This window comes from Pseudomonas sp. LBUM1652, from assembly GCF_059716105.1.
Window position 1 is genome coordinate 514,397 of record NZ_CP166804.1, and the last position, 22,186, is coordinate 536,582.

Annotated in this window: 14 protein-coding genes and 1 pseudogene; 6 read left to right on the forward strand and 9 right to left on the reverse strand. The window is 59.1% G+C overall.

What is annotated here, in order from left to right:
- Window positions 1-67: 67 nt before the first annotated feature.
- Entirely contained in the window at window positions 68-1,870 is a 1,803-nt protein-coding gene (locus ACA069_RS02370; protein WP_497616158.1) for an acyl-CoA dehydrogenase, read from the reverse strand.
- A gap of 212 nt (window positions 1,871-2,082) precedes the next feature.
- Window positions 2,083-6,036, reverse strand: coding sequence for a trifunctional transcriptional regulator/proline dehydrogenase/L-glutamate gamma-semialdehyde dehydrogenase (gene putA / locus ACA069_RS02375; RefSeq protein WP_497616160.1), 3,954 nt, complete (start codon window positions 6,034-6,036; stop codon window positions 2,083-2,085).
- A gap of 456 nt (window positions 6,037-6,492) precedes the next feature.
- Between putA and putP the strand changes: the two genes are divergently transcribed.
- The 4 genes from putP (at window position 6,493) to ACA069_RS02395 (ending at window position 11,697) form a co-directional block, all read left to right on the forward strand.
- Window positions 6,493-7,977 carry a sodium/proline symporter PutP gene (putP, locus tag ACA069_RS02380; protein ID WP_187679643.1) on the forward strand — a complete coding sequence of 495 codons (1,485 nt, stop codon included), beginning with the start codon at window positions 6,493-6,495 and terminating at the stop codon, window positions 7,975-7,977.
- 357 nt (window positions 7,978-8,334) lie between these two features.
- Entirely contained in the window at window positions 8,335-10,350 is a 2,016-nt protein-coding gene (locus ACA069_RS02385; protein WP_497616161.1) for a type VI secretion system Vgr family protein, read from the forward strand.
- Window positions 10,340-11,044: a DUF4123 domain-containing protein gene (locus ACA069_RS02390; RefSeq protein ID WP_497616162.1), complete on the forward strand. Its 705-nt coding sequence runs from the start codon at window positions 10,340-10,342 to the stop codon at window positions 11,042-11,044. The genes ACA069_RS02385 and ACA069_RS02390 overlap by 11 nt, the downstream gene beginning before the upstream one ends.
- A 332-nt stretch (window positions 11,045-11,376) precedes the next feature.
- Window positions 11,377-11,697, forward strand: coding sequence for a hypothetical protein (locus ACA069_RS02395; protein ID WP_497616163.1), 321 nt, complete (start codon window positions 11,377-11,379; stop codon window positions 11,695-11,697).
- A gap of 115 nt (window positions 11,698-11,812) precedes the next feature.
- On the opposite strand, the gene ACA069_RS02400 is transcribed toward ACA069_RS02395, so the two are convergent.
- The 3 genes from ACA069_RS02400 to ACA069_RS02410 are packed head-to-tail and all read right to left on the reverse strand — an operon-like array spanning window position 11,813 to window position 13,382.
- On the reverse strand, window positions 11,813-12,229 hold the full coding sequence (locus tag ACA069_RS02400) for a T6SS amidase immunity protein Tai4 family protein (protein WP_095138064.1): 417 nt from the start codon (window positions 12,227-12,229) through the stop codon (window positions 11,813-11,815).
- Entirely contained in the window at window positions 12,226-12,798 is a 573-nt protein-coding gene (locus ACA069_RS02405; RefSeq protein WP_497616165.1) for a type VI secretion system amidase effector protein Tae4, read from the reverse strand. Before ACA069_RS02405 ends, ACA069_RS02400 begins: the two co-directional genes overlap by 4 nt.
- Entirely contained in the window at window positions 12,798-13,382 is a 585-nt protein-coding gene (locus ACA069_RS02410) for a PAAR domain-containing protein (protein WP_095138066.1), read from the reverse strand. The genes ACA069_RS02405 and ACA069_RS02410 overlap by 1 nt, the downstream gene beginning before the upstream one ends.
- A 128-nt stretch (window positions 13,383-13,510) precedes the next feature.
- On the opposite strand from ACA069_RS02410, the pseudogene ACA069_RS02415 reads away from it, so the two are divergent.
- Window positions 13,511-13,735, forward strand: a pseudogene (locus ACA069_RS02415) (hypothetical protein); the annotation flags it as partial.
- A 187-nt stretch (window positions 13,736-13,922) separates the two neighbouring features.
- Entirely contained in the window at window positions 13,923-14,762 is an 840-nt protein-coding gene (locus tag ACA069_RS02420) for a 23S rRNA (adenine(2030)-N(6))-methyltransferase RlmJ (RefSeq protein ID WP_150593982.1), read from the forward strand.
- Between the two features lie 51 nt (window positions 14,763-14,813).
- Here ACA069_RS02420 and msrA read toward each other — a convergent pair whose 3' ends face one another.
- The 4 genes from msrA to aceF all read right to left on the reverse strand — a co-directional run bounded on the left by msrA (window position 14,814) and on the right by aceF (window position 22,178).
- Window positions 14,814-15,479 (reverse strand): peptide-methionine (S)-S-oxide reductase MsrA, encoded by a 666-nt coding sequence (gene msrA, locus ACA069_RS02425; protein WP_497616168.1) that lies wholly within the window; start codon window positions 15,477-15,479, stop codon window positions 14,814-14,816.
- Window positions 15,480-15,588: 109 nt separating this feature from the next.
- The gene (locus ACA069_RS02430; RefSeq protein WP_187677942.1) at window positions 15,589-18,285 is read right to left on the reverse strand and encodes a sensor domain-containing phosphodiesterase; all 2,697 of its coding nucleotides are present in this window, start codon (window positions 18,283-18,285) and stop codon (window positions 15,589-15,591) included.
- A gap of 253 nt (window positions 18,286-18,538) precedes the next feature.
- Window positions 18,539-19,936, reverse strand: a complete 1,398-nt coding sequence (locus ACA069_RS02435; RefSeq protein ID WP_497616169.1) for an alkaline phosphatase D family protein — start codon at window positions 19,934-19,936, stop codon at window positions 18,539-18,541.
- A 280-nt stretch (window positions 19,937-20,216) separates the two neighbouring features.
- Window positions 20,217-22,178, reverse strand: coding sequence for a dihydrolipoyllysine-residue acetyltransferase (aceF, locus tag ACA069_RS02440; RefSeq protein WP_497616171.1), 1,962 nt, complete (start codon window positions 22,176-22,178; stop codon window positions 20,217-20,219).
- Between the last annotated feature and the right edge of the window lie 8 nt (window positions 22,179-22,186).

Genomic DNA, 22,186 nt, shown 5'->3' on the forward strand with positions numbered 1-22,186 from the left:
ACAACACAAAACCCTGTGGGAGCGAGCCTGCTCGCGAATGGATTTCAGCCGCTTAATAAAACCCGGATCAGAACCACTCATCCCGCATGTTGAGGCACGTATCATCCCGCGCCTCCAGCAACGCCAGCTCATGGTGGCAACCCGGCACTTCCCACGTCAGGAAATACCGCGCCGCCTGCAACTTGCCTTTGTAGAAGTCAGCATCCGCGGCATTGCCCTTTGCCAAGCCTTCCTCGGCGCGAATCGCCTGCTCCAGCCAGCGCCAGCCAATCACCGTGTGCCCGAACACTTTCAGGTACAACGCCGAGTTCGCCAGGCTGCTGTTGACCTTGCCTTGCGCCAGATCGGTGAGCAAACCGAGGGTCACCACTTGCAGGCGCGCGACCAGTTTCTCCAGCGGCTCGCGCAATGCAGTCAGCGATTCGTACGCCGTAGCGCGTTCAGCGGAGTCGGCAATCAGGCGAACCAATTGCTTGAGCCCGGCACCGCCGTTCTGCGCCAGTTTGCGCCCGAGCAAGTCCAGCGACTGAATGCCGTGGGTGCCTTCGTGGATCGGGTTCAAACGGTTGTCGCGGTAATACTGCTCCACCGGATACTCGCGGGTGTAACCGTGACCGCCGAGGATCTGGATCGCCAGTTCGTTGGCTTTGAGGCAAAACTCCGATGGCCAGGATTTGACGATCGGCGTCAGCAAATCCAGCAGCTCATGCGCCTGTTTGCGCTCAGCTTCACCCTCAAGCGTGGTGGTGTCATCGAACAACCGCGCGGCGTACAGACCGAGGTCAAACGCCCCTTCGACGTAGGACTTTTGCGTCAGCAGCATGCGTCTGACATCCGCATGCTGAATGATCGCCACCGGCGCGGTGCTCGGGTCCTTGCTGTCCGGTACTCGCCCTTGTGGGCGTTCACGGGCGTACTCCAGTGAATACAGGTAGCCGGCATAACCGAGCATCACCGCACCCATGCCGACGCCGATCCGCGCCTCGTTCATCATCTGGAACATGTAGCTCAAGCCATGGTGCGGCTTGCCCACCAGATAGCCGACACACTGACCGTTATCGCCGAAGTTCAGCGCGGTTGACGTGGTGCCACGCCAGCCCATCTTGTGGAACAGCCCGGCCAGCAACACATCGTTGCGCTCGCCGAGGCTGCCGTCTTCGTTGACCAGAAACTTCGGCACGATAAACAGCGAAATGCCTTTCACTCCCGGCGGAGCGTCCGGCAGCTTGGCCAGGACCATGTGCACGATGTTTTCCGAGAGCGGGTGGTCGCCGCCGGAAATAAAGATTTTGTTGCCCTTGAGGCGATAAGTGCCGTCGGACGCTGGCTCGGCGCGGGTACGAATATCCGACAGCGATGAGCCAGCGTGCGGCTCGGTCAGGGCCATGGTGCCGAAGAAACGCCCGTCGATCATCGGTTGCAGGAAGCGCTGTTTTTGCTCGTCAGTGCCGAAGCTCTCGATCAGGTTGGCCGCACCCATGGTCAGGAACGGGTACGAAGTCGAAGCGGCGTTGGCCGACTGGAAATGCGCGAAGCAGGCTTGCGACAGCAGTGTAGGAAGTTGCATGCCGCCGGCGTCGAAACTTCGCGCGGCGTTGAGGAAGCCAGCCTCAAGGAAGGCATCCACCGCCGGCTTCACCTCGGGAATCAGAATCGCCTTGCCGTCCTCGTAGCGCGGCTCGTTCTCGTCGCCCTTGCGGTTGTGCGGCGCGAAATACTTCTCGGCGATGCTGCGGGCGGTGCCGATGGCAGCGTCGAAAGTCTCGCGGTTGTGTTCGGCAAAGCGCTCACGCCGGGTCAGGCCCTCGGCATCGAGGACTTCGTACAGCTCAAAAGCCAGATTGCGGGAACTGAGCAGCGTCTCGGACATGGCGGCCTACCTGAAATTGGGGTTGGGCCGAGTCTAGGCGTGCGGATAAAGGCTGAACAGGATGATTGATGGGCGTGATACAGAGGCAAAAGATCGCAGCCTTCGGCAGCTCCTACATGGGACGGTGTAGGAGCTGCCGAAGGCTGCGATCTTTTGATCTTCTGTAGGAGTGATTCCAGGCGACCATTGCGGTCGCCTGGATTTGCAGAGGTTTAACCGATCGTCATCAAACTGGCATTACCACCCGCCGCAGCGGTGTTAACACTCAACGCCCGCTCGATCACCAGACGCTCCAGGGCAATGTTGGTCTCGCCCTGGGACAAGCCCTGAACGCCAACAATTGCGCCGGCACGCTTGGCGATCTGCTGGCAGACCCCGCGCAACTGGTCGGAATGGCCGTGATGCAGAACCGCATCAAACACCACTTCGTCCTTGTTCCAGTCGGAAGTCAGCTTGATCCGCGCCTGAATGTCCTTCGGCAGGCGTGCGAACAATGCCTTGCTGATGTCGGACTCCGGCCATACCGCCGAACCGCCTACCGCCAATACCGCCGCCAGTTGGGTCAGCAGATCGCCTTCGACGTCCGCCAGGCACAGCACGTGCTCGCGCGGCAGAATCGCATAGCTGTTCTTCTCACCGGTCGGGCCGGCCAGCACACGAGTGATGCCGCTCTGCGATTGTGCGGCGTACTGCACGCACAGGGTGCTCAGGTCGGCAAACTTGTTGCTGTCGGCCCAGGCTTTCAGGGCGTTCAGTGGCTTGCTCATGGCGTCGCGCAGGCGAACGTCCGGTGCCACGGCAGCATCACCGCGAGCGAAGGATTGTTCGATAGCGTCGGTAGGACGAGTCGACAGCAAACGGTACAGATACAGCGGACCACCGGCTTTCGGGCCAGTGCCCGACAGGCCTTCGCCGCCGAACGGCTGCACGCCGACCACGGCACCGACGATGTTGCGGTTGACGTAGACGTTACCGGCGTTGACGTTGTCGATCACCTTGGCGATGGTCTCGTCGATACGGGTATGCACGCCGAGGGTCAGGCCGTAACCGGACGCATTGATCTGACCGATCAACTGGTCGATCTCTTTGCGCTTGTAGCGCACCACGTGCAGCACCGGGCCGAAGATTTCGCGTTGCAGTTCGTCGAAGCTTTCCAGTTCGATCAGGGTCGGCATGACGAAGGTGCCGCGTTTGACTTCTTCGCTGTCGGCAATGGCCACCTGGTACACGTTGCGACCTTTATCGCGCATGCCCTGGATGTGCTTGTCGATGCCAGCCTTGGCTTCGGCGTCGATCACCGGGCCAATGTCCACGGACAGACGCTCAGGGTTGCCGAGACGGCTTTCAGCCATCGCACCTTTGAGCATTTCGATGACGCGATCTGCGGAATCTTCCTGCAAGCACAGCACGCGCAGTGCCGAGCAACGCTGACCGGCGCTGTCGAACGCCGAGGACACCACGTCGATCACGACTTGTTCGGTGAGGGCCGACGAGTCGACGATCATCGCGTTCTGGCCACCGGTTTCGGCGATCAGCGGAATCGGACGGCCCTGGTTGTCGAGGCGACCGGCAATGTTGCGTTGCAGCAAACGAGCGACTTCGGTGGAGCCGGTGAACATCACGCCTTTGACGCGCTCATCACCCACCAGACCGGCGCCGACGGTTTCACCGCGACCCGGCAGCAATTGCAGCACGCCTTCCGGAATCCCGGCTTCGAGCAGCAAACGCACGGCTTGTGCAGCGACCAGCGGAGTCTGTTCGGCCGGTTTGGCCAATACCGGGTTCCCGGCAGCCAGTGCCGCAGCTACTTGACCGCTGAAAATCGCCAGCGGGAAGTTCCACGGGCTGATGCACACCACCGGACCCAGTGGGCGGTGGGCGTCGTTGCTGAAATCGTTGCGCGCCTGCACTGCGTAATAACGCAGGAAGTCGACGGCTTCGCGGACTTCAGCGATGGCGTTGGCGAAGGTCTTGCCGGCTTCACGGGCCAGCAGGCCCATCAGCGGCTGGATCTCGCCTTCCATCAAATCAGCGGCACGCTCCAGAATCGCGGCGCGTTCGGCCGGCGGGGTGGCCTGCCAGATCGGCGCAGCATTCAGGGCGCATTGAATGGCGTTGTCGACGTCTTCGACAGTGGCTTCTTGAACGTGGCCGACCACATCGCGGTGATCCGCCGGGTTCAGCACCGGTGCCGGGGCTTCGGTGCTGGAAGCGCTACCGAGCATCGGCGCGGCTTTCCAGTTGTTGTGCGCGGTGGCGAGCAACGCGCAAGACAAGGACGCCAGACGATGTTCGTTGGCCATGTCGATACCGCTGGAGTTGGCGCGCTCGGAGCCATACAGGTCACGCGGCAGCGGAATACGCGGGTGCGGCAGGCCGAAACCACCTTCCACGGTCGCCATCTGCTCGATCTGAGCAACCGGATCGGCCACCAGCTCCTGAATCGAAATCGACTGGTCGGCGATGCGATTGACGAACGAAGTGTTGGCGCCGTTTTCCAGCAGGCGACGAACCAGATAGGCCAGCAGGGTTTCGTGCGTACCGACCGGAGCGTACACGCGGCACGGACGGTTCAGCTTGCCTTCGGAAACTTTGCCTACAACCTGCTCGTAAAGCGGTTCGCCCATGCCGTGCAGGCACTGGAATTCGTACTGGCCCGGGTAATAGTTCTGACCGGCGATGTGGTAAATGGCCGACAGGGTGTGGGCGTTGTGCGTGGCGAACTGCGGGTAGATGACTTCCGGCACCGACAGCAGTTTGCGTGCGCAAGCGATGTAGGAAACGTCGGTGTACACCTTGCGGGTGTAGACCGGATAGCCTTCCAGACCTTCGACCTGGGCGCGCTTGATTTCGCTGTCCCAGTACGCGCCTTTCACCAGGCGGATCATCAGACGATGACGGCTGCGGCGTGCCAGATCGATCACGTAGTCGATCACGTACGGGCAACGCTTCTGGTAAGCCTGAATCACGAAACCGATGCCGTTCCAGCCCGTCAGTTGCGGCTCAAAGCACAGGCGCTCGAGCAGATCCAGCGACAGCTCCAGGCGATCGGCTTCTTCGGCGTCGATGTTCAGGCCGATGTCGTATTGCTTGGCCAGCAGGGTCAGCGACAACAGGCGTGGGTATAGCTCGTCCATCACACGCTCGTACTGCGCACGGCTGTAACGCGGGTGCAGTGCCGAGAGCTTGATGGAAATGCCCGGGCCTTCATAAATCCCACGGCCGTGGGAGGCTTTGCCGATCGAGTGGATGGCTTGTTCGTACGAGGCGAGGTACTTCTGCGCGTCGTGTTCGGTCAGTGCCGCTTCGCCGAGCATGTCGTAGGAGTAGCGGAAGCCCTTGGCTTCGAACTTGCTCGCGTTGGCCAGTGCTTCAGCGATGGTTTCGCCGGTGACGAACTGCTCGCCCATCAGGCGCATGGCCATGTCGACGCCCTTGCGGATCATCGGCTCGCCGCTCTTGCCGATGATGCGGCTCAGCGACGAGGTCAGGCCAGCTTCATTGTGAGTCGACACCAGTTTGCCGGTCAGCAGCAGACCCCAGGTGGCGGCGTTGACGAACAGCGAAGGGCTGTTGCCCAAATGCGGATGCCAGTTGCCAGTGCTGATCTTGTCGCGGATCAGCGCATCGCGAGTGCCTTTGTCCGGGATACGCAGCAGCGCTTCGGCCAGGCACATCAGCGCCACGCCTTCCTGGGACGACAGGGAGAATTCCTGCAGCAGACCCTGAACAATGCCTGCACGACCGCCGGCACTTTTCTGGTTACGCAGTTTTTCTGCGATAGAGGCGGCGAGTTTGTTGGTGGCTTCGGCCATCGGTGCCGGCAGGCGAGCCTGCTCGATCAGCATCGGCACGACTTCCGGCTCAGGGCGACGGTACGCGGCGGTGATCGACGCGCGCAGTACCGACTGCGGCAGGATGCTTTCGGCGAATTCGAGGAAGCACTGGTGAGCGTGATCGGTGTGGACTTCGCCCGCGTCGTCGGCGTCCTTGGCGGACAAGCCGTTCAGCTCGGTCAGGGTTGCACCACCCTCGAGTTTTTCCAGGTAATTGAAAATTGCCTGCTTGATCAGCCAGTGCGGTGTGCGATCAATCGAGGTCGCGGCAGCTTTAAGGCGCTCGCGGGTCGGGTCATCGAGTTTGACCCCAAGGGTGGTGGTAGCCATATTTTTATCCTCATGGTTGCCACAGTTGCGTGGCATCAGCTGGCCGCAAGATTAGCCGTGCGCTGAAAGAGGTGCAACCGGGTGCAACCCTTTTTTTGTCGGAATAATAAGCAGCTCGTCAGGAATTATTTTCTGGTACGAAAGTGCTGCTCTTACTAGGTGCATTTGCTTCTGAGAAACCGGCATGACTGCGCTAAAAGGGAGCAAGAACGACGCTTTCAGGAGGAAATCCGACTAGGTGCAACTTATTCGCTCGAAACTGGTTGCACCTTATTTGATTTGTTGCATAGCATTCGCGCCCAAGGTGCAACCGGGAAATCCGGTGTACCGGCTGGTGGCTTTCCTGGGGAAACATCAGTCCTAAATGCGCGGGATCCGGAATCGTCTGCCAAACATCCTCGTTTGTGCGCGATTCACCACCGCTGCTACATAAAAACAAAGCCAGGGCGTAACTCAATGAGCGTAAGCAATCCAACACTGATCACGTTCGTGATCTACATCGCAGCAATGGTGCTGATCGGCCTCATGGCCTATCGCTCCACCAACAACCTTTCTGACTATATTCTTGGCGGCCGTAGCTTGGGCAGCGTCGTCACGGCTTTGTCTGCCGGTGCTTCCGACATGAGCGGCTGGTTGCTGATGGGCCTGCCGGGCGCCATCTACATGTCCGGTCTGTCCGAAAGCTGGATCGCCATCGGCCTCATCGTCGGTGCCTACCTGAACTGGCTGTTTGTCGCCGGCCGTCTGCGTGTGCAGACCGAGCACAACGGTGATGCACTGACCCTGCCAGACTACTTCGCCAGCCGTTTCGAAGATAAAAGCGGCCTGCTGCGGATCATCTCGGCGATCGTGATTCTGGTGTTCTTCACCATCTACTGCGCTTCCGGCATCGTCGCTGGCGCTCGCTTGTTCGAAAGCACCTTCGGCATGTCCTACGAGACGGCGTTGTGGGCCGGTGCTGCAGCGACCATTGCCTACACCTTCGTGGGCGGTTTCCTCGCGGTGAGCTGGACTGACACCGTACAAGCCACGCTGATGATCTTTGCGCTGATCCTGACGCCGATCATCGTCCTGCTGGCTACCGGCGGCGTCGACACCACGTTCCTGGCGATCGAAGCCAACGACCCAAGCAACTTCGACATGCTCAAGGGCACCACCTTCATCGGCATCATCTCGCTGCTGGGCTGGGGTCTGGGCTACTTCGGTCAACCGCACATCCTTGCGCGTTTCATGGCCGCTGACTCGGTGAAGTCGATTGCCAACGCCCGTCGCATCTCCATGACCTGGATGATCCTGTGCCTGGGCGGCACTGTAGCCGTGGGCTTCTTCGGTATCGCTTACTTCTCGGCCCACCCGGAAGTTGCCGGTCCCGTGACCGAGAACCACGAGCGCGTGTTTATCGAGCTGGCCAAACTGCTGTTCAACCCATGGATTGCCGGCGTGCTGCTGTCGGCCATTCTGGCTGCCGTCATGAGCACCCTGAGCTGCCAGTTGCTGGTGTGCTCGAGCGCCCTGACCGAAGACTTCTACAAGACCTTCCTGCGTAAATCCGCTTCGCAGACCGAACTGGTCTGGGTCGGCCGCGCCATGGTGTTGCTGGTTGCACTGATCGCCATCGCAATGGCTGCCAACCCGGATAACCGTGTGCTGGGTCTGGTGTCTTACGCCTGGGCCGGTTTCGGTGCTGCGTTCGGCCCGGTTGTGCTGATCTCGGTAATCTGGAAAGGCATGACCCGCGACGGCGCACTGGCCGGTATCCTGGTCGGCGCGATCACCGTGGTGGCGTGGAAACACTGGGAAGTGATGGGTCTGTACGAAATCATCCCGGGCTTCATCTTCGCCAGTTTGGCCATCTTCATCGTCAGCAAGATGGGCGAGCCATCCAAAGGCATGGTGCAGCGCTTCGAAGCGGCGGAAAAAGATTTCCACCTGAACAAGTGATGCATTGAGCTTAGGCTCACAAACAAACGGCCCGTCTCCTACAAGGAGGCGGGCCGTTTTTTTGTGTCTGTGATATTTGTCTGACTCACCGCAGATCACCCTGTGGGAGCGAGCCTGCTCGCGAATGCAATTGATCATTCAATAAATTCGGCGACTGACACGCCGCCTTCGCGAGCAGGCTCGCTCCCACAGTTGGGCGATGTTGTTTTTAGGGCTTGTGTCTGTAGTCGGATGCGCCGATTTTCGGAGGACTATTCGACAGTAAAAGTAGGGCAAATCTGATTTTCCCGTCACCCGCTCAACACCCCTCGCCCCTCATGCAGAATCGCCCGCCCTCATTCTGCAGAGAGACATCGGATGTTCGCGCCTGCCAATCAACCGCGTTTCACGTTGACCCTCGAAGGCGCCCAGCATGACCTCAAAGTCCTTGAGTTCACGGGCAAGGAAGCCATCAGCCAACCCTTTCGTTTCGAACTGGAACTGGTCAGCGAACGGCCGGACCTGGATCTCGAAAGCCTGCTGCACTGTCAGGCGTTTCTTAGTTTTGATGCCGACGGTTCCGGTGTTCACGGTCAGATTTATCAGGTCGGGCAGGGCGACTCCGGGAAACGTCTGACGCGCTATCACGTCAGCCTTGTCCCGCGTCTGACTTACCTCGGACACCGGATCAATCAGCGGATATTCCAGCACCAAAGCGTGCCGCAGATCGTGGCGCAGATCCTCAAGGATCACGCGATCCTGCGCGACGCCTTCGAATTCCGCCTCGGCAGCGACTACCCGGAGCGTGAGTATTGCGTGCAGTACGCCGAGAGCGATCTGGCGTTTATCCAGCGCCTGTGTGCCGAAGTCGGCATTCACTACCACTTTCAGCACAGCCCCGACGGACATCTGCTGGTGTTTGGCGACGATCAAACCGTGTTCCCGCGATTGGCAGAGCCAACGCTTTATCTGCCCGGTAGCGGCATGTCGGCCGGGGCGCCGGCAATCAAGCGCTTCAATGTGCGCGTGGAAACCCGCACCAGCGTGGTCACCCGGCGCGACTACAACTTCGAAAAACCGCGCCTGCAACTTGAAAGCCGCATCGATGGCGAGCTGCGCCCGGTGCTGGAGGACTACCACTTTCCCGGCCAATTCAATGATCGTGACACCGGCAAACACCTGGCCCAACGAGCGCTTGAAAGGCATGTCGCCGATTACCGTCAGGCCGAGGGCATCAGCGACGAATCCGCGCTGGTTTGCGGACATTTCCTGCAACTGACCGAGCATCCGCGTAACGACTGGAACGATCTCTGGTTACTGACTGCCATCGAACACCGTGGTCGACAGCCGCAAGTGCTGGAAGAGTCGGTGACCAGCGATGGGGAAGCATTCCAGGGTTACCGTAATACCTTTCTCGCGACGCCGTGGAACGCGTTCTTCCGGCCAGCCCTGGGGCCGGAAAAGCCGCGCATGCTCGGCTATCAGCCCGCAGTGGTCACCGGGCCGCGGGACAGCGAAATCCACTGCGACGAGTTTGGCCGGGTCAAGGTGCAACTGGCCTGGGATCGCGACGGCGAACTCAACGAGCATTCCAGTTGCTGGCTGCGCGTCGCCACCGGTTGGGCGCATGACCGTTACGGCAGCGTGCTGATCCCGAGGGTCGGCATGGAAGTGCTGGTCGGTTTCATCGATGCCGATGCCGACAAACCGCTGGTCATGGGCTGCTTGCCCAATGCCGCCACCCCGGTGCCGCTGGATCTCCCCGCCGACAAGACCCGCAGTATCTTCCGCAGTCAGAGCAGCCCCGGTGGCGGTGGCTATAACGAACTGCGCATCGAGGACAAAAAGGGCGCCGAGGAAATCTACCTGCGCGCCCAACGCAACTGGACCCAGCATGTGCTGCACGATCAGCAGGTACAGGTCGATAACCAGCGCAGCATCGTCGTCACGGGCATGGCCAAGCATGAATTGAAGGCTGATGAACAACGCATCACCCACGGCCAGCGCCAGACCGAAATCAAACAGAACGATCATCTGACGGTGGCGGGCGATCGGCATATCCGCGTGAGCAACCAGGCGACCAGTGCCAGTGCGCAATTCCACGTCAGCGCCGGCCAGCAAGTGGTGATCGATGGCGGCGCCAGCGCGACGATTCAGGCCGGCGGGCAGTGGATCAACATCGGCCCCGGCGGGATTTTCAGCAGCGTACCGATTGTTGTGGGTGGCGCGCCGATGGCAGCGATGAGTGCCGCGCCGAGTGTGCCGGGGTTGCCGGATACATTGGCGGCAGCGCCGGCGGCGATGCTGACGGCCGCGCAAATCATGAGTTTCAAAGGTGATGCGCCATTCTGCGAAGAATGTGAGCGTTGCAAGGACGGTGTCTGTGCAACCTGACTTTGTTGAGCCCCGCGCATGGCTGGCGCGTCAGCCGTTGAAGCCGTCGGAGCAGTTGTTCGCGATCTTCAGTAACGCCAGCGATGCCAAACCGCCCCTGATGACGTCGAATCCGATCTGGGCGGACACGATTTACGCCGAGTGGGACGCGGTGATGCCCTATGTGGGAATTGTCGCGGCGGACAGTGAGTTTCTGGATTGGGTGGCGGCTACCGAGTTCCGTGACTGGGGCTGGTTGGCGGTGTCTTCGGCGAGCCTGGAAGTGGTGGTCGAGCACTTTCGCAGCCTGACGCAGGTGCTGATGCCGGACGGGAAAGCGGTGTTTTTCCGGTTTTGGGATGGGCGGTTTTTGTTGCCGATTTTGCAGTCCGATGCGGTGGAAGCGGCGCAGCTTTTGCCAGTAATTTCACGCGGACTGATCAATGGTCAGGCCTTGGAAATCGGCGGACGGTCGCCCGTTTCGAGGCGGGTGTTTCCTTGGTGGGCGGTGCCTGATTCGGTGTTGGCTTCGGCGGGGGATGACGTCCGAGTCGGTAACGTTGTGCAGTGGCTGAGCGAGGAGCATCCGGCATTGTTCGAGGCGTTTCCCGAGGCGGTTTTGCGCTGCAAGATCGGGCAGTTTTTTCAGCGTTCAACGTCGGAAGAATCGTCGCAATCGGCGTTGTTGGCGTATTTGCTGGCAGAGTTGGAGTGACATTTCCGGGCGAAGGCCTCGGACGTTTCCTTCGAGTTGCGGCGGTTTTCATGAACTGGTGGGCGAAGGGTTGCAGGGATAGTCTTTTCGTTGTCACTGCGATAGCGGTGGCAGGGTGTAGGAACCCTCGCTTTCATGACGTTACAGTTCGTTGGATTTTTGCGGCACTTGATTCAAGTCCGTAAGATCGTTCGCGGCGGCTGTGCGTGGGACACGCTTCGGCGTGACCGAGGTCCATGATTGCTCGGTTCCTACTCTTGCGCACAGCTGCCACCCAAACCTGTAGGAAGGTGCGTTGGCGACTTACGTTTATCAATCATGGAGATAACAAAATGACGACTTTGCATCCCGATCCACCCTACGAAAAAATCATCCCCCATCCCGACAACCGCTTCATGGCCCTCACCGGCAACTGCAGCGACATGCCCACCCTGTTCATCGATACCCACGTCCCCCTCGACATCCTCATGGACGCCGCCAACCACCGTCTGCGCGCCGTGATCCAAGTGCTGGAAAACATGTGCATGCGCGGCTCGGTCGAATGCGACTCCGTCATCCTCAGCGATTTCGCCCAGCTCTGCGTGATCCCGTTGCGCGACGGCTGTGATGTACTCGATGTCATCGGCAAGCGGTTGCGCGCGATGCCTTCCTGAGTTTCCAGAAGCAAAATCAAAAGATCGCAGCCTTCGGCAGCGCCTACCCGGGATCATCTGTAGGAGCTGCCGAAGGCTGCGATCTTTTGACGTTGAGGCAACGTTGAGCGCGTAATCAGTCTGAGATATACGCATCCTGCGACTTGATAAATGCTTCGAAGGCAGGTGAGTTGTAAATTTCGAGGCAAGAATAAAACACAACATTTTTGCCCGACTGCTTGCTGGTAGAAGAAGCCTTCGCATATGCGTCAGTCATGAATTTTTCGGTTTCCGCATAAGGGTCATGGATGACTTCAAGCGTATCTTCATTCTGCGATATTGCGTGTTGCCCTTTCCCCATGGCGGAGTAAGCGCCGATAGCAAGTCCGATATCCGACTTAATATCGGACTGATTTTTGAATTGACTTGAAATACAGTTGGCGAGTCCGTAATTCTTCAATGAAGTCCTCGCACTGTTCACGTCAACTTCGCTCGCTAGGGCATTGCCAGAAAGGCCCAAAACGCTCAATGCGATGATTAGTTGGAATTTCATCCCTTTAACTCCCAAAAGTTGATCTTTTCCAGCTTTACGCCTGGCCGGTCGTAAGTGTCGCTATCCGGACGATGGTAGTCGCTGTTGTCTCCGGTGGTGCTGCCATTCCATAAAGTCGCATGACCCGTAGCATCGAGCCATCCCGTGATCTCCATGATAATCACGCCTTTCTTGCCATTGATGAAATCTGCCTCACTCATTTTTAGCTCGCGATCCGGAGCGCCCCAGTTGTGTTTCAGGAACGTCAGAAAATCTGCGACTTTCATGATGTAGGGGAGTTGGTCTGCACCGGCCAGACGATAAATGGACTTGCTCGGAATGATCGTTCCTTTCGGAATTTTGTATCCACCATAATTAAATCCCCTGCTTATCCTCAGTGCGCAAGCGTTCGCGTAAGCGTCAGGCTTTTCTGCTCGGGCTGCCTCAACGTTACCCCCAACAAGCGCATAAACATCAATTGAGCTTTTCAGGCCAACTTCCGCGTAAGCAGTCCACAGAGTGCTGAATTTTGGACGCTTTACGACGATGTTAGTGGTTACGCCACCTGAGCTGATATTGAGCTGAGCCATTAGACTTCACCTTCCATGTCGAAGACTTCACCTTGAAAAGCGTTTGGAATAATCGCTATACCTTTCGCCCCCACGAGGCCGGACAGAGTTTTTTCTGCTGCACCCGTGATCGTCACACTAACGATCTCGCCGGGTGAGTAACCCGAAGTTTTTACATGAATATTCAGGTCGGTGTAGAAGCGAGAAACCGAGTCGACCGGAATCTGGCTCTCCCCATATGAAAACGTAATACGTTGAATACTCTTTGGTTTGGGGATCAAAGGGATGATGGCTGAGAAGCTCGCAGCGCTGTGTTCGCCGCCGCCAAAAACGGATGATTGACCAGAGAGAACAGTGTTGGATTTCGGTGGACAACCACACGCTACATAATCGCCCTCTAGCGCAACCGGCCCTGCAGGTAGAGTGACTGTTCTTGGTCCGACAGCGACGATGGGGCCTTTGCCAGGAGGGCATACAGGGCAACTGGCTATGTGTCCGATGGACGAAGTGCTCACGGCGTAATCAATGTTAATTCCGACGTTTCCTTCCAGTACCGAGCCTCCTGTTGAAGTTGGAGCACCGATTCCGATCACCTTTCTACCCATGTAAATTTCCCTCTTTACAGGTTTTAAGTGAGACGGATCTTCGCATTCCCTCTGCGATTGGAACGACGTGAATTCAGTAGGAAGATGTTTCTTTATGTTGCTTTTGTCGCGATGAGGAGTGGACGGTCGCTGCCAACCACCGCATCCGCACCGTCGTCCAAGTGCTGGAAAACCTGTGCATGCGCGGCTCGATCGAGTGCGACTCGATGATCCTCAGCGACTTCGCCCAGCTCTGCGTGATTCCGTTACGTGATGGGTTTGACTTCCTGTCGGCTATTACCTGTCAGTTAAGCGAGATAAATGACCTGTGGCGAGGGGATTTATCCCCGATGGGCAGCGAAGCGGCCCTATGACCTGTCATCGCGATGCGCCAGACACACCACGTCGGCAGAATTGGGGCCGCTGCGCAGCCCATCGGGGATAAATCCCCTCGCCACGGGTATTGGGCCAGATTCTTGACGTGTAAGAGGCCGCTCGGCCGCCACCCCCTGACTTGCCGCCCGGTAAAAGGTAAACTTCGCGGCCTTCGCAGGAGCAATCATGAATTATCGTCACGCCTTCCATGCCGGCAATCACGCCGATGTGTTCAAACACCTGACCTTGACCCGCCTCATCGCCCTGATGTCGCGCAAGGAGCAGCCGTTTGCCTATCTCGACAGCCACGCCGGCATCGGTCTGTATGACTTGCAGGGCGATCAGGCCAACCGTACCGGCGAGTACCTGGAAGGCATCGCGCGCTTGTGGGATCAGCCGGACCTGCCGGCGCTGACCGCCGACTACATGAAAGTGCTGCACGAGATGAACCCGGATGGCCAGTTGCGCTATTACCCGGGCTCGCCGGAGCTGGCGCGGCGTCTGACCCGGCCGCAGGATCGGGTGATGCTCAACGAGAAGCACCCGGAAGACGGCGTGCTGCTCAAGGACAACATGGCTGGCGATCGTCGGGTGAAGGTTCATCTCGGCGAGGGCTGGCATGTGGCGCGGGCGATGCTGCCGGTGCAGGAGAAGCGTGCGGTGATGTTGATTGATCCGCCGTTCGAACAGCTCGATGAGATGCAGCGGTGTGCGGCGTCGATGAAAGAGGCCATTGGCCGGATGCGTCAAACCGTGGCGGCGATCTGGTATCCGGTGAAGGATCAGCGTGCGCTGCGTCGTTTCTATCAGGATCTGGCCGGTACCGGTGCGCCGAAGTTGTTGCGCGTGGAGTTGCTGGTGCATCCGCTGGATACGCCGAACAGCTTGAACGGTTCGGGGATGGCGATTGCCAATCCGCCGTGGGGGCTGGAGGAAGAATTGCGTGAGCTGCTGCCGTGGTTGTCCAAGAAGCTTGGGCAGACTCAGGGTGGGTGGCAGATGGATTGGTTGATTGCCGAGAGTTGATCACTGAGTGATCGTTCCCACGCTCCGCGTGGGAACGATCAGCAAAGGGGTTTAATTACCCGCCAGGCTCGGTGGCATGCACACGCCGGTGCCGCCGATCCCGCAGTAGCCTTCAGGGTTTTTCGCCAGGTATTGCTGGTGATACGCCTCGGCGAAGTACACGGTTGGCGCCTGTTCGATCTCGGTGCTGATTTCACCCAGGCCCGCCTTCGATAGTTCAGCCTGATAGGTCGCCTTGCTCTTCAGCGCTGCGTCCAGGTGTTCCGGGCTGGTCGCATAGATCACCGAGCGGTACTGCGTGCCGATATCGTTGCCCTGCCGCATGCCCTGCGTCGGGTTGTGCAGTTCCCAGAACATCGCCAGCAGCTCTTCGTAGCTGACTTGCGCCTTGTCATACACCACCAGCACCACTTCAGCGTGGCCGGTCAGGCCCGAGCAGACTTCTTCGTAGGTCGGGTTCGGTGTGAACCCGCCGGCGTAACCGACCACGGTGCTGACCACGCCTTCACGTTGCCAGAAGCGACGTTCTGCGCCCCAGAAGCAACCCAGACCGAAAATCGCAAAATCGACGTCCTGGAAAAACGGGCCAAGCAGCGGGGTTTCTTCGAAGACGAAGTGCTTTTCAGGCAGGGTCATCGCGGTTTCGCGGCCGGGCAGAGCTTGTTCTTTAGTCGGGAGCACGTTTTTGTTCACCAGAATTTCCGAGCGCAGAACCATGATCGTTCCTCTCAGTCAGGATGGGATGTAAAAAGTCAGACCGCCAGTGTGCCCAATGATGCCCAGTTAATCACTAGTCAAAATGTGCGGGTTTCTTACGGGGGAGGGGTTACAGGCAGAGCGGGCCGCGCGGATAGCGCTTGAGTGCCTGGATCAGTTCGGCACCCGGGATCGGCCGGTCGAACAGGTAGCCCTGGCCGACGTCGCAGCGGTGGCGACGCAGGAACGCCAGTTGCTCGGCGGTCTCGATACCTTCTGCCACAACTTTGAGTTTCAGGTTGTGGGCCATGGCGATCACGGCGGAGGTGATTTCCATGTCGTCCTGGTTGTCGGGGATTTCGTGGATGAAGCTGCGATCGATCTTGATGATGTCGATCGGGAATTTCTTCAGGTAGCTGAGCGACGAGTAACCGGTGCCGAAGTCGTCCATGGCCAGGGTCAGGCCCAGACGCTTGAGCTGGTCGAGTTGCAAGTGCGTGTCTTCGGTGGCTTCCAGCAGCAGGCCTTCGGTCAGCTCAAGCTCCAGCAGATTGGCCGGCAGCGCTTCTTCCTTGAGGATGTTGGCGATGGAGGCGACCAGATCCGGGTCGGAAAACTGTTTCGGCGAGAGGTTGATCGCCACTTGCAGGTTGCCCAGGCCGGCGGCGGTCAACGCCTTGCTCATGCGGCAGGCCTGGCGGGCTATCCACTTGCCGATCGGGATGATCAGGCCGGTCTCTTCAGCAACGCTGATGAACTGATCCGGGCGGATCATGCCGCGTTCCGGGTGGTTCCAGCGCAGCAGCGCTTCCATGCCCAGCAGACGACCGCTGCGCAGGCACAGCTTGGGCTGGTAGAACACGTCCAGTTCGTTCTGGGTCAGGGCACGGCGCAGGTTGTTCTCGACGAACAGTTTGTAACTGGCCTCGGCGTTCAGCGCCTCGGTGAAGACTTGCACCTGATGTTTGCCGTTGGCTTTGGCCTTGTGCAGCGCCAAACCGGCGTTACGCATCAGGGTCTGCGGATCGCGACCGTGCAGCGGCGCACAGGCCAGGCCTACGGAGCCGGTGACGCTGATCAACTGGTTGTCGACGAACATCGGCTTGTCGAGGGTCATCAGCAATTGGCTGGCGATCTGCTGGCCGGCTTCAAGGTCGGTGTTGTCGAGCAACACGGCGAATTCGTTACTGGCGAAGCGGGCGAGACTGCCGCTCGGGCTCAGGCTGTTGCGCAAGCGCCGGGCGAGGCTGATCAGCAGTTTGTCGCCGGTCTGGTGGCCGAGACTGTCGTTGATCCGCTTGAAATTGTCGATGTCGACCAGCAACAGGCTGATCGGCGTATCGCTATCCCGGGCAAAGCGTTCGTCCAGATTGCGGATAAACGCCGGGCGGTTGCCGAGGTTGGTCAGGTTGTCGGTGTAGGCCAGGCGCTCGATGCGCTGCTGCGCCAGTTTGGTCTGGGTGATGTCTTCGTAGATGCCGATGTAATGCGTCAGCTCGCGGTTGTCGCCGTAAACCTTGGAGATCGATAACTGGCCCCAGTACGGTTCGAGGTTCTTGCGGCGGCTCTTGAATTCGCCCTGCCAACTGTTGCTCTTGGCCAGCGCCGAGGGCGCGTCGAACAGCAGTTCGCTGAGGTTTTCCAGGGCCGGCAGTTCCGACAGGCGCTGGCCGTGGACTTCTTCGGTGGTGTACTGGGTAATCGCGGTGAAGCTTGGGTTGACGTATTCGACCACGCCATCGCAGTTGACCAGCAAAAAGGCGTTGGCGCTTTGCTCGACCGCCCGCTGGAACAGGTGCAGGGCGCTGGTGGCGGTGCGGCGATTGTGGTTGTTGATGACCTGGGCGAACTGGTCGGCCAGTTCACCGGCAAAGGCGATTTCATCGGACTGCCAGGCGCGGGTCACACCGGTCTGTTCCAGGCACAACACGCCGACCACTTGGCCATCGACGCGAATACTGGCGTCGAGCATGGCATTGACGTCGCGCGGGCGCAGGGCTTCGGCCATCTCCCGGGTGCGCGGGTCACGCATCGCGTTGTGCGCGTCGATGGCGCGGCTGCTGTGCAGGGCTTCCATGTAATCGGGGAAGCTGCTGATGTCGATCACGTCCGGCAGGATGTATTCCTGAGTGGCGCGGTGGTAAGCCGAGATTGGCAGCAGTTGCTGACCTTCAAGGTTCCACAGGCTGGCGCAGTCGATTTCGTAGATATCGCAGGCGCAGCGGGTGATCAGTTCGGCGGCTTCTTGCAACGAGTTTTGGGTGCTGTAGCGCTGGCGGGCGAGCAGCAGAATCAGATCTTGCTGGGCGCGCACGCGTTCGAGGTGCTGCAGTTGTTCCTGCTGGGCGCGCTGGTTCAGTTCAAGGGCGATTTGCAGGCGGGAGTTCTGGGTTTCGAGGTCGACGGAGGGCAGCAGCGGCGCTTCGTCGAATACGTCATCGACCGCCAGCAGATAACCACGCAGCAGATGACGATTGTGCTGTTTATAGGCTTCGCCCAGTTCAAGGATGCTCAGCGCACCCGCAGCGGTGTGCAGGGTGTAGCGCACCAGGTAATGCGGACTTTTGGCGAGTTGCTGCTGGATCGCATCATGCTGCTGATAGCGTGCTTCCGGCTCCATCAGGCTGGCATAAGGTGAGCCGACCAGCGCACACAGCTCAACGGCGGGTTGGCCGAACTGGCGTTCGCAATTGGGATCAAGAAACAGCATTGCCCAACTGGCTTCATTCAAGCGCTCGAAACGCAGCATGCCGAGCCGCGAGGGCACAGGCAACTGCGTCACTACCTCGGCCACCATACGGCTGGCGGCATCGGGCTGGCTCTTCATGAAGGGAACTCGCTTGGAAATATGCTGAACGCGCCGGGCTCTCGCCCTCTTTACTGTTGCCTGCGGCAAGGTTGCATCATTGCGGCACTGACTGACAAGAGTGATGAAGGCCAAGTGCTATAAGAATGTGTCGGCTGCATCGGGTATTTCTCCAGCGCCTGATGGAAAAGAGCAAAAGATCGCAGCCTGCGGCAGCGCCTGGAGTGGAATGCGTTCCGTGTAAGCGCTGCCGCAGGCTGCGATCTTTTAAGGTTTAACGTAGTTTTATGACGATCGACTGCAGGTTTTTGCCATTGCGATCATGGTAATTGACCAAAATCTGATCAGCCTCGACCACCACGTGGGCAAAATTGTCCTCACTCACCACTTGGCTGGTCAGCTCATGTCGGTAATCGCCCGCAGCCGTGTGCACCAGTGGCTGATCGAGAATGAACGTGGAGGCCTTGGCATACGGCAATAGTTTGCTGTTGCACAGCGGCGAAGAAACGATGGTGTGGACTTCGAAGTCCGGGTCTTCGCTGTGGGTCAGGCGCGCGGTCAGCGAGCCGTGTACGTCGCCGGAGATGAACACGACATTTTTGATCTGCCGAGCGCGGATGGTTTCCAGCAGGCGCAGCCGTTGTTCCGGGAAGGCTTTCCAGGCGTCATCGCCATGCAGTTTGCGATCCGGGTAGAACATCACGCTGGTGACCACGAACTTGACCCGCGCGGGGCTGTTGATCAGCCATTTGAGCAGCGCGTGTTCCTGAGCCTCATCGAGGATGCGTCGATCATCGGCCGACAAGTTACGGCGGGTGCGACTGTCGGTTACGAACCATTCGATATCGCCGTCGCTGAACTGATACCAGTAATGCTCAAGTACCGAGCGATCAATCTGACCGTTAGTTGTGAGTGGATGTACCGGGCTGTGACTGGCTTGATACAACTCATAGGCGGCCATGGCATTGCGGTAAAGGTTGTCGTCGGACTTGCTGGCATTGGCAGGCCAGTTATCTTCGATTTCATGATCATCAAGAATCATGTAAGTAGAGGTGCCGGACATCAGTCGTTTAATGTTGGGCTGGGAGAAGGCTGCTCGGTATTTTTCAAGTATGTCTTTATATTCGCGATCCGGTGCAATCAGATTCATGTCATCGGCATAGATTTGATCGCCGGTCATTAACGTTGCACTGATCGGCGGTTGCGCACCTTCAATCAATTGATTGATGGAGGCGAAGATCCGGTCGCCGAGTTGCGGCAGCGAAGCAATGCCTGCGGTCATGCGCAAGTAGCGGCAAGAGCCGACGATGTAGGCCCGCGCCTGCAAGGCTTTGCTGGAGCGGGTGCGGAACCGGTAGATCTCCCTGGGCCACTGCAGCGGTAGCTCCGCGACACTGTCCTGGGTGTGAACCGGACTCATCGGGCTGAACCAGCCTGCCTGATACTCGTATTCGGTATCGCCGCTCAAGTTGTTGAGTGCGAAAACTTCTGATATGTCACGAAGTTCGCTAAGTTTGGTAAAGAGTGCGGGTGACCATTGTTGCGCTCCGGAGGCGCGATAACGTATTGCGCCAAACACAGTGGCGTTGTTTTGTCGGTCGCCGCGAATGAATATGCGTGCGTGGTTAGTTGTGGTATGGCCAATAATAGGGCCGATAGTAGGTCTTAACATGTCGAATCCATTCGAATGGTTGCTGAATAAATATGAATGTGTACAAGTTGCAGTTGTACAACTATTGCGTGCCAAGGTTAGTTGCGCGGGAGATAAAAAAGATCGGTGTGAAGCCGACTTGGGTTGTGGCTGATATCAGCAAAACCTGTAGGAAAAAAACCAAGCGTGGTTTTTTTCAGGCAAAAAAAACCCCGTCAATTGACGGGGTTGAGGTACGAGCGTGTGGCGCTCGAAAACGTGGAGCACAAGCGACCCTCCGTTACCGGAGGGCCGCTTGGGATTACAGCAGGATGGTGCGGATGTCCGCCAGCAGGCTGCCCAGACGCTGGGTGAAGCGTGCGGCAGCAGCGCCGTTGATCACACGGTGATCGTAGGACAGCGACAGCGGCAGCATCAGTTTCGGCTGGAAGGCTTTGCCGTCCCAGACTGGCTGGATGGTTGCCTTGGAAACACCAAGGATCGCCACTTCCGGCGCGTTGACGATCGGCGTGAAGCCGGTGCCGCCAATGTGGCCGAGGCTGGAAATGGTGAAGCAGGCGCCTTGCATGTCGTCAGCGGTGAGCTTCTTGTCGCGGGCTTTAGCAGCCAGCGCAGCGGCTTCGGCTGCCAGTTGCAACAGGCTCTTCTGGTCGACGTTCTTGATGACCGGTACCAGCAGGCCATCCGGGGTGTCGACGGCGAAGCCGATGTTGACGTATTTCTTGCGGATGATTGCTTTGCCGCTTGGCGCCAGCGAACTGTTGAAGTCCGGCAGCTCCTTGAGCATGTGTGCGCAGGACTTGAGCAGCAGCGGCAGGATGGTCAGCTTGACGCCGGCCTTCTCTGCAACGGCTTTCTGCGCAACACGGAACGCTTCCAGCTCGGTGATATCAGCCGAATCGAACTGAGTCACGTGCGGGATGTTCAGCCAGCTGCGGTGCAGGCTCGACGCGCCGATCTGCATCAGGCGAGTCATCGGCACTTCTTCGATTTCGCCGAAACGGCTGAAGTCGACGACCGGAATCGGCGGGATGCCCGCGCCACCGGTTGCGCCAGCAGCAGCGGCCGGTGCTTCCTTGGCCTTCTGCATCATCGCTTTGACGTAAACCTGCACGTCTTCTTTCAGAATGCGACCGTGTGGACCGCTAGCGCCGACAGCGTTCAGCTCAACGCCGAACTCACGGGCCAGTTGGCGCACGGCAGGGCCGGCGTGAACTTTCGCGCCAGGTTTGGCTGGAGCGGCGGCCGGAGCGGCAGCAGCAGGTGCAGCGGCAGCCGGAGCAGCAGCGGCTGGCGCTGGAGCACTTGGCGCAGCGGCAGCTGGAGCCGGGGCAGCAGCAGGCGCCGCGCCTTTGACTTTCAGCTTGAGGATCAGGTCGCCGGTGCCGACTTCGTCGTCCAGCTTGATGGAAACGCTTTCCACCACGCCAGCGGCAGGCGATGGAATTTCCATGCTGGCCTTGTCGGATTCCAGGGTGATCAGCGACTGGTCGGCTTCGACGGTGTCGCCAGCCTTGACCAGCACTTCGATGATCTTGGCCTTGCCGGCCGAACCGATGTCCGGAACGTGGATGTCCTGAACGCTGTCAGCCACCGGTGCAGCCGGGGCTGCTGCAGGAGCAGGCGCAGCAGCAGCGGCTGGCGCAGCAGCCTGAGCCGGAGCGGCCGCAGCAGGGGCCGCAGCACCCGCCACTTCCAGATCCAGAATCAGGTCGCCAGTGCCGACTTCGTCGTTGAGCTTGACGCTGATGGCTTTGACCACGCCAGCGGCAGGCGACGGGATTTCCATGCTGGCCTTGTCGGATTCCAGGGTGATCAGCGATTGATCAGCCTCGACGGTGTCGCCGACCTTGACCTGGATCTCGATGATCTGAGCCTTGCCCGACGAGCCGATGTCCGGCACGTGCACTTGCTGAACCGAAGCGGCAGCAGGTGCAGCGGCAGGAGCGGCAGCAGCAGGAGCGGCAGCCGGTTTGGCCTCAGCTTTTGCAGCAGGTGCAGCGGCAGCCGCAGGGGCTGCTTCAGCAGCACCCTCGACTTCCAGTTCCAGCAGTTCGTCGCCTTCTTTCAGACGATCGCCCAGCTTCACTTTCAGGCTTTTGATGACGCCGGCTTTCGGGGCCGGCACTTCCATGCTGGCCTTGTCCGATTCCAGGGTCAGGATGCTCTGGTCGGCTTCGATACGGTCGCCGACCTTCACAAACAGTTCAATTACTTCACCTTCACCGCTGCCGATGTCAGGTACGCGAATGAGTTCGCTCACAGGGTTTC

Coding starts and splice junctions, on each gene's coding strand:
- ACA069_RS02370 (WP_497616158.1), bottom strand. CDS start 1,870: ATGTCCGAGACGCTGCTCAGTTCCCGCAATCTGGCTTTTGAGCTGTAC.
- putA (WP_497616160.1), bottom strand. CDS start 6,036: ATGGCTACCACCACCCTTGGGGTCAAACTCGATGACCCGACCCGCGAG.
- putP (WP_187679643.1), top strand. CDS start 6,493: ATGAGCGTAAGCAATCCAACACTGATCACGTTCGTGATCTACATCGCA.
- ACA069_RS02385 (WP_497616161.1), top strand. CDS start 8,335: ATGTTCGCGCCTGCCAATCAACCGCGTTTCACGTTGACCCTCGAAGGC.
- ACA069_RS02395 (WP_497616163.1), top strand. CDS start 11,377: ATGACGACTTTGCATCCCGATCCACCCTACGAAAAAATCATCCCCCAT.
- ACA069_RS02400 (WP_095138064.1), bottom strand. CDS start 12,229: ATGAAATTCCAACTAATCATCGCATTGAGCGTTTTGGGCCTTTCTGGC.
- ACA069_RS02405 (WP_497616165.1), bottom strand. CDS start 12,798: ATGGCTCAGCTCAATATCAGCTCAGGTGGCGTAACCACTAACATCGTC.
- ACA069_RS02410 (WP_095138066.1), bottom strand. CDS start 13,382: ATGGGTAGAAAGGTGATCGGAATCGGTGCTCCAACTTCAACAGGAGGC.
- ACA069_RS02420 (WP_150593982.1), top strand. CDS start 13,923: ATGAATTATCGTCACGCCTTCCATGCCGGCAATCACGCCGATGTGTTC.
- msrA (WP_497616168.1), bottom strand. CDS start 15,479: ATGGTTCTGCGCTCGGAAATTCTGGTGAACAAAAACGTGCTCCCGACT.
- ACA069_RS02430 (WP_187677942.1), bottom strand. CDS start 18,285: ATGAAGAGCCAGCCCGATGCCGCCAGCCGTATGGTGGCCGAGGTAGTG.
- ACA069_RS02435 (WP_497616169.1), bottom strand. CDS start 19,936: ATGTTAAGACCTACTATCGGCCCTATTATTGGCCATACCACAACTAAC.